At 66.7% G+C, this 8,404-nt stretch carries 10 protein-coding genes; 9 read left to right on the top strand and 1 reads right to left on the bottom strand.

Features of this window, described 5'->3' with window-relative positions; all coding sequences use genetic code 11:
• From VFW45_08330 to sthA, 9 genes are all read left to right on the top strand, one after another.
• The coding region (locus VFW45_08330) for a hypothetical protein (protein ID HEU5180785.1) at positions 1-484 on the top strand (484 nt) is incomplete at its 5' end.
• Position 485: 1 nt separating this feature from the next.
• The gene (locus VFW45_08325) at positions 486-1,031 is read left to right on the top strand and encodes a S24 family peptidase (protein ID HEU5180784.1); all 546 of its coding nucleotides are present in this window, start codon (positions 486-488) and stop codon (positions 1,029-1,031) included.
• A 93-nt stretch (positions 1,032-1,124) separates the two neighbouring features.
• Positions 1,125-2,333 carry an ATP-binding protein gene (locus VFW45_08320; protein HEU5180783.1) on the top strand — a complete coding sequence of 403 codons (1,209 nt, stop codon included), beginning with the start codon at positions 1,125-1,127 and terminating at the stop codon, positions 2,331-2,333.
• A complete protein-coding gene (locus VFW45_08315) occupies positions 2,330-3,700 on the top strand; it encodes a sigma-54 dependent transcriptional regulator (GenBank protein HEU5180782.1) in 1,371 nt (456 codons plus the stop codon). Before VFW45_08320 ends, VFW45_08315 begins: the two co-directional genes overlap by 4 nt.
• A gap of 41 nt (positions 3,701-3,741) precedes the next feature.
• Positions 3,742-4,476 (top strand): DUF4328 domain-containing protein, encoded by a 735-nt coding sequence (locus VFW45_08310; GenBank protein ID HEU5180781.1) that lies wholly within the window; start codon positions 3,742-3,744, stop codon positions 4,474-4,476.
• A gap of 117 nt (positions 4,477-4,593) precedes the next feature.
• Positions 4,594-5,052, top strand: a complete 459-nt coding sequence (locus VFW45_08305; protein ID HEU5180780.1) for a hypothetical protein — start codon at positions 4,594-4,596, stop codon at positions 5,050-5,052.
• 126 nt (positions 5,053-5,178) lie between these two features.
• Positions 5,179-5,454 (top strand): SWIB/MDM2 domain-containing protein, encoded by a 276-nt coding sequence (locus VFW45_08300; protein HEU5180779.1) that lies wholly within the window; start codon positions 5,179-5,181, stop codon positions 5,452-5,454.
• An 87-nt stretch (positions 5,455-5,541) separates the two neighbouring features.
• Entirely contained in the window at positions 5,542-6,240 is a 699-nt protein-coding gene (locus VFW45_08295; protein HEU5180778.1) for a hypothetical protein, read from the top strand.
• Complete coding sequence (sthA, locus tag VFW45_08290) at positions 6,237-7,631, top strand: Si-specific NAD(P)(+) transhydrogenase (GenBank protein HEU5180777.1); 1,395 nt, start codon at positions 6,237-6,239, stop codon at positions 7,629-7,631. Before VFW45_08295 ends, sthA begins: the two co-directional genes overlap by 4 nt.
• A gap of 3 nt (positions 7,632-7,634) precedes the next feature.
• Here sthA and VFW45_08285 read toward each other — a convergent pair whose 3' ends face one another.
• On the bottom strand, positions 7,635-8,228 hold the full coding sequence (locus tag VFW45_08285; GenBank protein HEU5180776.1) for a GNAT family N-acetyltransferase: 594 nt from the start codon (positions 8,226-8,228) through the stop codon (positions 7,635-7,637).
• Positions 8,229-8,404: the final 176 nt, after the last annotated feature.

Below are 8,404 nucleotides of genomic sequence, written 5' to 3'. Positions count from 1 at the left end.
GGTGACCGGCGAGCTCTTTTCGCTGGGGGAAAGGGTGCCGGTCCCCAGCTTCCGGGACGAGACCTTCAAGTTGTCGGGAATCACGCTGGCGGCGCAGCTCCGGGAAGGCCCCTCCACCGGGGACCCTCCCTTCCTGGTCGGAAGGCTTCTGGTGATCCCCAAGATGGAGCCGGTCTACAAGGCCGGCTCGGAGCTGGCTTATTATTTCCAGGTGTATCACGCCGCCACGGATCCGCAGAGCGGAGAGGCGCGCCTGGATCTGTCCTATCGCTTCCTGGTGGCGGAAAAAGTCCAGAAGTCGGGAGAGTTGACCTTCACCCCGCTGGGAAGGCCGCTGACATTTACCGACCAGCCCGGCCTGGTTCATGGCTATTCATTTCCTCTCACCGGCTGGCCGGCCGGCGATTTCAAGCTCCAGGTCACGGCGACGGATCGCGTCACGGGACGCCAGGCCGACTCCGAAGTCCGCTTCTCGGTGCGCTGAGATGGAGCCCTCGCCCTCCCCTGGATTGCTCCTGCTCGTGGAGACCCTGCGGTCGCAGGGCTCCGGCAGCATCACGGTGCGCGGCGCGAGCATGAACCCGACGCTGCGGGATGGATGGCGCCTTCAAGTGCAGGCGATGCCGGGCAGCGACCTGCAGGTCGGTGAAATCGGGGTCTTCCTGCACGGCGGCAGCCTGACCATCCATCGTCTCGTCTGGCGCAACCGGCTCGATGGGAAGGAATCCCTGGTGTTCCAGGGGGACAACAACGCCGTGCGCGAAACCGTCCCCCCGGAAGCGGTCCTGGGGCGGGTGCAAACCGCCGAGGCGCGGCGCGAAGACGGGACTTTTTCCTCCCGTTTCGCCGTAGGGTCCGATTCCCGCGCCACCTTCTACCGGCTGGTGCATCGATCGCACGGCTATCTGTCCCGGTACTTCCCGGGCCTGCGTATTCCCCCGCCCGGGGCTCCACAGGCGACTCCCTACCGGCTGCTGCGAGCCGTCTTCCGCTCTCTGGAGGGGATCATCTCCCCCCGCCCCCGGCGCTAAGCTACGATCCTGTCATCGCTTATTTCAAATCCTTGACCCCGCCCGCTTCCTACCTATATTAACCCCTTGGATTTCAGTGGATTGTGTCAAATTATGTCACCTGGTTCGCCAGCCTCCCGAGCCCGCGCCACCCGGTTCTCGCCCCCGGGAGACCCGTTCTATCGCCATCTCTTCTCCAGCCTGCGCTGCGGCAGCATCACCATCGACCGGGAGGGACGCATCACCAGCATCAACGACCTGGCGCGCCGGATCCTGGAGATTGTCGAGCCCGACCTCCTGGGCGCACCCTGCACGACGGCGCTGAAGAACCACCCGAAGCTGGCCTCGATCTTTCTCGAGGCGTTCCGCATGAAGAACCAGCCCAACCGTGCCGAGATGGAGATTCGCCTCAAAGATGAGCGCAAGCAGACCATCGGCTTCTCGATGCCTCTGATCCGGGACGACGCGGGCAAGGTGCTGGGTGCGGCCCTGCTGTTCCGCGATCTCACCCAGATCGAGCACCATCAGGAGCAGGAGCAGCTCAAGGAGCGCCTGGCGGCGCTCGGGCAGATGGCCGCCGGTATGGCGCACGAGATCCGCAATCCCCTGGGAGGGATCGAGGTCACGGCGTCGCTGCTGCGCCGCCGTCTTGCCAGCCGCCCCGAGGAGATGGCGCTGCTCGATCGGATCATTGGCGAGGTGAAGCGCCTCAACCGCACCGTCGTCGACTCCCTGGAATACGTCCGGCCGCTGCACCTGGAGCTGAGGCCCTCCTCCCTCTCGGAGGTGGTGACCGAGGCGCTGAACAGCGCCATGGCCTTCCAGGAGGGAAAGACGATCTCCCTCAGCCTGGACCTGGATTCCTCCCTGCCCAGCCTCTGGATCGACCCCGATCGGATTCGCGACGCGGTCGGCAACCTGATCCGGAATTCCTTCGAGGCGATTCCGATGGCGGGCAGCGTCCGGGTGGAGACCCGGCGCGAGGCCCTGCCGGCTTCCCTGAGGACCGACCTGGGAAACGCCGCCGATCCGGCGGCTCCCGGCGCCTTCGACGCCTACGCCGTGATCCGCATCACCGACACCGGCAAGGGAATTCCGGAGGAGGTGCACGACCGTCTGTTCTATCCCTTCTTCACCACCAAGCAGACGGGCTCCGGCGTCGGATTGCCGCTGGCCCGCAAGATTGTCGAGGGCCACCACGGCATCCTGGATTTCGAGAGCACCGTCGGCCGGGGCAGCCAGTTCATCGTCAAGCTCCCCCTGCTGACCCGCGGAAAAGAGGCTTCATCCCTGCCACCCACCTCGGAGACGAGAGAAGCATGAAGAACATCCTGATTGCGGAGGACGAGAGCACCCTGCGGGAGGGGCTGAGCCAGGCCTTCTCCGAGAGCGGCTTCAAGGTGGCCCAGGCCGCCTCCGGCCGCGAGGCGATCGAGAAGATGGAGCGGCAGGTCTTCGACCTGGTGGTGACCGACCTGAAGATGCCGGGCGGCGACGGCATGGAGGTCCTGCGCCGCGCCCGTCACGTCAGCGAGCAGACGCCGGTGATCATCATGACCGCCTTCGGCACCGTGGAAGGGGCGGTCGAGGCGATCAAGCAGGGGGCCTACGACTACATCCAGAAGCCCTTCTCCATCGACGAGCTCGAGGTGAAGATCCAGCGCGCCCTGGAGCACCGTCGGCTGCTGCACAAGGTGAGCGTGCTGGGGGCCGTGCCGGGCGCCGGAGGCATCGTCGGCGAGTCGCGGGCGATGAAGGAGATCTTCGCCACCATCGAGAAGGTGGCCGGGAGCAACGCCACGGTCCTGGTGGTCGGCGAGACCGGCACCGGCAAGGAGCTGATCGCGGAGGCCATCCACCGCAACAGCCCGCGCCGCGATTTGAATTTCGTGAAGATGAACTGCGCTTCGCTGACCGATACGCTGCTGGAGAGCGAGCTTTTCGGGCACGAGAAGGGGGCCTTCACCGGCGCCGATCGGCAGCGCATCGGACGTTTCGAGCTGGCCAACGAGGGGACGCTGTTCCTCGACGAGGTCGGCAACATGAGCCCCTCCACGCAAGCCAAGGTGCTGCGCGCCATCCAGGAGCAGGAGTTCGAGCGCGTGGGCGGCAGCCGGACCATCAAGGTGGACGTGCGCATCGTGGCGGCGACCAACGTCGACCTGCCGTCGGCCATCGCGGGAGGCCGGTTCCGCGAGGATCTCTTCTACCGACTGAACGTGGTCAACCTCCTCATCCCGCCGCTGCGGGAGCGGCGGGATGACATCGCGCCCCTGGCGCGCCACTTCGTGGCCAGGTTCGGCAACGAGCTGAAGCGTCCCGTCAAGGATTTCTCCCCCCGGGCGCTCGAGCTGCTGATCCATCACGACTGGCCGGGCAACGTGCGGGAGCTCGAGAACACCGTCGAGCGAGCCGTGCTCATGACCGAATCGGACCAGATCAGCGAGACGGATCTGAGCATCCTGGCGCGCCACGGTGCGTCCGACGGCAGCTCCCCCATCCTTGTGGATCCGACGCTGCTGAACCTGGAGACGTTGGAGAAGCAGGCGCTTCTGGAGGCGCTGAAGCGCAGCAACTGGATCCAGAAGGAAGCCGCCAAGCTCCTGGGTGTGTCGAGCCGGGTGATGAACTACAAGGTCGCCAAGCACGGCATCACCAACGATCGCTGGACCAAGAACCGGCAGAACTGACTTCGGACGGCCGATTCAGGCCGCGCAAAGGAGGGAATCCGGTGGAAGATCGATCGGTCGTGGTTTCGGTCAACGGAAGGGCGCGATGGACCAAGGCGCTGCTCCTGGCCACCCTCGTGATCTCCCTGGTCGGCGTCTTCTCGGGCCTCCTGCAGCTGGGCCTTCTCGAGCAAGCGGAAAACGGTGACATCTCGGAGGCCCAGGCGGCCGCGAACGATGCACGCCAGCAGCTCATCGGCATCGTTCAGGTCGTTCTCTATCTGGCGACCGGCGTCGCATTCCTCGCCTGGTTCCACCGTGTCCACAAGAACCTCTCCCCTCTGGGCGGCCGGGAGTTCAAGTATTCGCCCGGGTGGGCCGTCGGAGGTTTCTTCGTCCCATTCCTCAATCTCGTGCGTCCTCTTCAAGTCATGCGCGAGGCCTGGCACGGCAGCGACCCGGCGGGATTGGAGCGCGACATGGGGAGCTCCGGGCCCTCCGTTCGCAACCATCTGGGCACGCCGACCCTGATTGGCTGGTGGTGGGCCTTCTTCCTGGTCTCGGGCTTCCTGGGCAATACGATTATGCGGCTCTCGTTCGCGGAGAACCCGACCCTCGGCCAGCTCAAGAGGCTCACCTCGCTCATGGTCTTTTCCGATCTCTGGGACGTGCCGCTGGCGCTCCTGGCGATCTCTCTGGTGAGCCGCATCACGTCCTGGCAGGACCTGCGCCTCGCGCGGATGCACGAGCTGCGCAGCACGGCTCTCCCCCTCTTGAAGGTAGCCAAGGCCTCCTGAGGCGGACGCGGTCTGCCGCAGCGCCCGTCCTGGGGTCGCTCCTTCCCTCCCCGGCATATCCGACTGAAATCACCCGATTTGTGCTATAGTCTGCCGCCTTCCCCGAAAGCGCCCTGGATGGCGCGCGCCAAGCGGAGCTTCTACATGTGCCTGTGGTGTGAAGTCGAAGAGCGCGTCTACCACTCCTACCAGGATCAGGAGCGCAAGGCGCTGGATGCGATCCGCAAGGTGGAGCAGGAATGTCCCGGCACCTCCTGGGGAGGCGAGGACCACCCCGACCGGCTGCGCTGCATCTGGGAAAGGAAGCTGGACTACGTCGTCGCGCGCATGCTGCGCGAGCGTCTGGCGATCGAGATGTCGGACGCGGAGCTGTGCGGCGGGGAAGCCGGGTCAACCGCGGGCGATCCCCGACGCTTTCCTCCGGCGACCGTTCCGCCTCACCTGCTGGCCGCCTTCGAGCGCACCATCGAGACAATCTTCGATCGCCTGGCCCCCGCGCGCCGGCCGACCCGGACCCAGCCGCGCAAGCGTCGCGCCCCCATCCCGTTCCGGGCGCCACGTGATTCCGCCTCTTGAAGGCATCGTTTCCAGGACGTCAATCGGGGCGCGCCCCTCTTGACTTTCCGTGCGCTCCGCGAGTATGAATAGCGCCCTGGCGCACGATTTCCACCATTACGCGACCCAAACCTGAAGGAGATCTCGATGGCCGCCGCGAAGAAAAAGGCCCGCAAGCCGAGCGCCGCGTTCATGAAGCCCATGACGCCGAGCCCCGCCCTGGGCGAGGTGATCGGCAGCAAGGCCGTGCCGCGTACCGAGGTGACCAAGAAGCTCTGGGCCTACATCAAGAAGAACAAGCTGCAGGACGCCAAGAACAAGCGGATGATCAACGCCGACGAGATGCTGAAGCCGGTGTTCGGAGGGAAGAAGCAGGTTTCCATGTTCGAGATGACCAAGCTGGTCTCGAAGCACCTCAAGTAACCGGCCCTCCCGAAGCGTTCTGGGGGGCCGGAAAACCGGCCCCTTTTCCGCCCATTCCCGATGCCCGCCGGTCTGCGAATCCTCTGCATGGCGCTCGCCCTGGCCGCCCCCACGGCCGCGCGTGACGCTCCTCCCGACTCGGCTCCGTGGGTCGTGGTGGATTATTCCGTCCCGCTGCGCACCTACCGCGTCGCGGGCGACGCCACCCTGCTGTCCCGCCGCTTCACCCCCGGAACGACGGTCGATCTGCTGATCGCCGCGGCAGCGCTGGAGAGCGGTCAGGTCGACGCCACGACCGTCATTCCGGTGCGTGGCGAGTCCTATTCCCTCCCCCGCGCCCTCAAGGAAGCCAACGATGACTTCTTCGCGCAGCTCCTGAAGCGCACCGGCTACGAGCCGCTGCACCGGTTCCTGATCCGGTCGCAGTACACGCCCGGGATTCCCGACGCGATTGCCTCGTTCGCCGATCTGGCGCGCGGCGAGCCGCTGCGGGTCACCGTTTTCGAGCAGAACCTGCTGGTGCAGGCGATCGTCACGCGCCGCGCGCCGCTGCACGAGGAGCACAGCGCGTCGCTGGAGCGCTGGCTGGCGATCGAAGCCCCGCGCCTCTCGTGGGGAACGAGCGGCTCGGGAGAGATTGCCGAAGGCCCGGGCAAAGTGCACTGGTTCAACGGGGCGGTCCGCATGAAGGACGGGCAGCACGTGATCACCGTGGCCGTCCTCGGGGAGGCGTCGGCACCCGCCGGATTGAACCGGCTGAAGGCCTATCTGGAAGCGAAACGATGAGCCCGGCGCTGCGCGCCGACCTGGCGGTGTTGGGAGGAGGACCCGCGGGTCACCACGCCGCGATCCAGGCGGCCAAGGCGGGCCGGCGCGTCGCCCTGGTGGATGCGCGCCCGGAGGTGGGAGGCAGCTGCGTTCATTGCGGGACGATTCCCAGCAAGACCCTGCGCGAGGCGATCCTCTATCTGACCGGATACCGGCAGCGCGACATCTACGGTCTCAACTACACCGTCAAGCCCGACATCACCCCCGCCGACCTGACGCTGCGCATCCAGCACGTGGTGCGGCACGAGGCCGAGGTCTTCGAGAACCAGCTTCGGCGCAACCACGTGGAGCTGCTGCGCGGCTTCGGCTCGTTCATCGATCCCCATGCCCTGCGGGTGCGTCGCGACGACGAGGAGCTGGAGCTGGTGGCGGAGAACATCCTCCTGGCGTGCGGTACCACGCCGGCGGTCTCGGAGAAGTTTCCCGTGGATGGGCGCACCATTCTCGACAGCGACACGCTGCCGGGAATGCCTTCCATCCCGCGCACCATGACGATCGTCGGCGGCGGCGTCATCGGCGTCGAGTTCGCCTGCATGATGGCGGCCCTCGGCGTGCGCGTCACCCTGGTAGAGCAGCGTCCGGCGATCCTCGAGTTCGCCGACGGCGAGATGATCGATGTCCTGAGCTACCACATGCGCGAGATGGGCGTCGTGTTCCGCCTCGGCGAGGAGGTGGATCGCGTCACCCGGCGCCCGGACGGCCAGGTGGTGGCGGCGCTGAAGAGTCGCAAGGAGATTGCCGCCGAGGCGGTGCTCTATGCCGTGGGTCGCCAGGGGAATACCGCGCACCTCAACCTGGAGGCGGCTGGACTGACCGCCGATGCGCGCGGCCGCATCCCGGTCGACGATTGCTTCCGGACGGCGGTGGCGCACATCTACGCCGCCGGCGACATCATCGGCTTCCCGAGCCTTGCCTCCTCGTCGATGGAGCAGGGCCGGCTGGCGGCGCGCTTCGCGCTGGGACTCCCGGCGGAGAAGGTGCGAGCCGAGCTGCTGCCCTACGGGATCTATACCATCCCCGAGATGTCCTTCGTGGGAAAGAACGAGGCGGAGCTGACGGCGGCGGGCGTGCCCTACGACGTCGGGGTGGCGAGGTACCGGGAGCTGGCGCGCGGCCAGATTCTCGGAGATGAGAAGGGATTCCTCAAGCTTCTCTTCCACGTGGAGAACAGGCGGCTGCTCGGGGTCCACATCGTCGGGGAGGGCGCGGCGGAGCTGGTGCACGTCGGGCAGGCGGTCATGGCCCACGACGGAACGCTCGACTACTTCCTGAACAACGTCTTCAACTACCCCACGCTCGCGGAGGCTTACAAGGTCGCGGCGCTCGACGTCGCCAATCGCCGCGGCTGAGCTTCACGCCTCCGGGCGCACGGCCCGCCGCATGATGGGACGCGACGGCGAGCGCCTTGCCGCCTCCCGGTATCCCGCCTTGCGGAAAGCGGCCTCGGTCCCCGTCCAGAGAAACGCCCCCGGCGCGTTCGCCGAATAGGGCACCGTCGGGTATCCCTCGACGATGCGGGCGCCGCGCTGCGCCGCGAAGACGGCCGCGGCACGCAGCATCTTCGCGGAAAGTCCGCGCCGGCGTTGCTCCTTGCGGATGAACAGGCAGGTGACCGACCAGACCTCGCTCTCGTCCACCGGAGCCAGCACGCGCGAGCGCGCCAGGAAAGAGTAGCTCGCGCGGGGCGCGACGGCGCACCAGGCCACCGGCTCATCTCCCAGGTACCCGAGGATCCCGGGAGCTTGCCGCGCGTCGACGAGCTTCTTGAGGGCGCGCCGGTTCTTCGATCCCTTGCCGGCGCGGAATTCACTCGACGGCAGCCTCCAGGCCATGCACCAGCACCCCCCGCAGGCGCCGCGCTCGCCGAACAGCGCCGCCAGATCGTCCCAGCGCTCGGGCGTGACAGGGACGATGCTCCAGCCCCGCGGTACCGCTGTCTTCGCCATGTCGGGATTCTATCCGGAATCCCGCGGCTTCGGCGCGTCGACCCGGAAATGAGAACGGGGGCGGATTGCCTCCGCCCCCATTCTCCGGATTGCGTATCAGGGATCCCTTGTCTCCGTCAGTTCAGAGCGAGCTTGGGCATCGTGATCATCGTGCCGCTCCAGGTGAAAGATGGAGA

This window comes from Candidatus Polarisedimenticolia bacterium (assembly GCA_035764505.1).
Taxonomy (GTDB): domain Bacteria; phylum Acidobacteriota; class Polarisedimenticolia; order Gp22-AA2; family AA152; genus AA152.
Note: the sequence above shows the minus strand (reverse complement) of the source record. Positions and strands in the feature narration are given on the sequence as shown.

Coding starts and splice junctions, on each gene's coding strand:
- VFW45_08325 (HEU5180784.1), top strand. CDS start 486: ATGGAGCCCTCGCCCTCCCCTGGATTGCTCCTGCTCGTGGAGACCCTG.
- VFW45_08320 (HEU5180783.1), top strand. CDS start 1,125: ATGTCACCTGGTTCGCCAGCCTCCCGAGCCCGCGCCACCCGGTTCTCG.
- VFW45_08315 (HEU5180782.1), top strand. CDS start 2,330: ATGAAGAACATCCTGATTGCGGAGGACGAGAGCACCCTGCGGGAGGGG.
- VFW45_08305 (HEU5180780.1), top strand. CDS start 4,594: ATGGCGCGCGCCAAGCGGAGCTTCTACATGTGCCTGTGGTGTGAAGTC.
- VFW45_08300 (HEU5180779.1), top strand. CDS start 5,179: ATGGCCGCCGCGAAGAAAAAGGCCCGCAAGCCGAGCGCCGCGTTCATG.
- VFW45_08295 (HEU5180778.1), top strand. CDS start 5,542: ATGGCGCTCGCCCTGGCCGCCCCCACGGCCGCGCGTGACGCTCCTCCC.
- sthA (HEU5180777.1), top strand. CDS start 6,237: ATGAGCCCGGCGCTGCGCGCCGACCTGGCGGTGTTGGGAGGAGGACCC.
- VFW45_08285 (HEU5180776.1), bottom strand. CDS start 8,228: ATGGCGAAGACAGCGGTACCGCGGGGCTGGAGCATCGTCCCTGTCACG.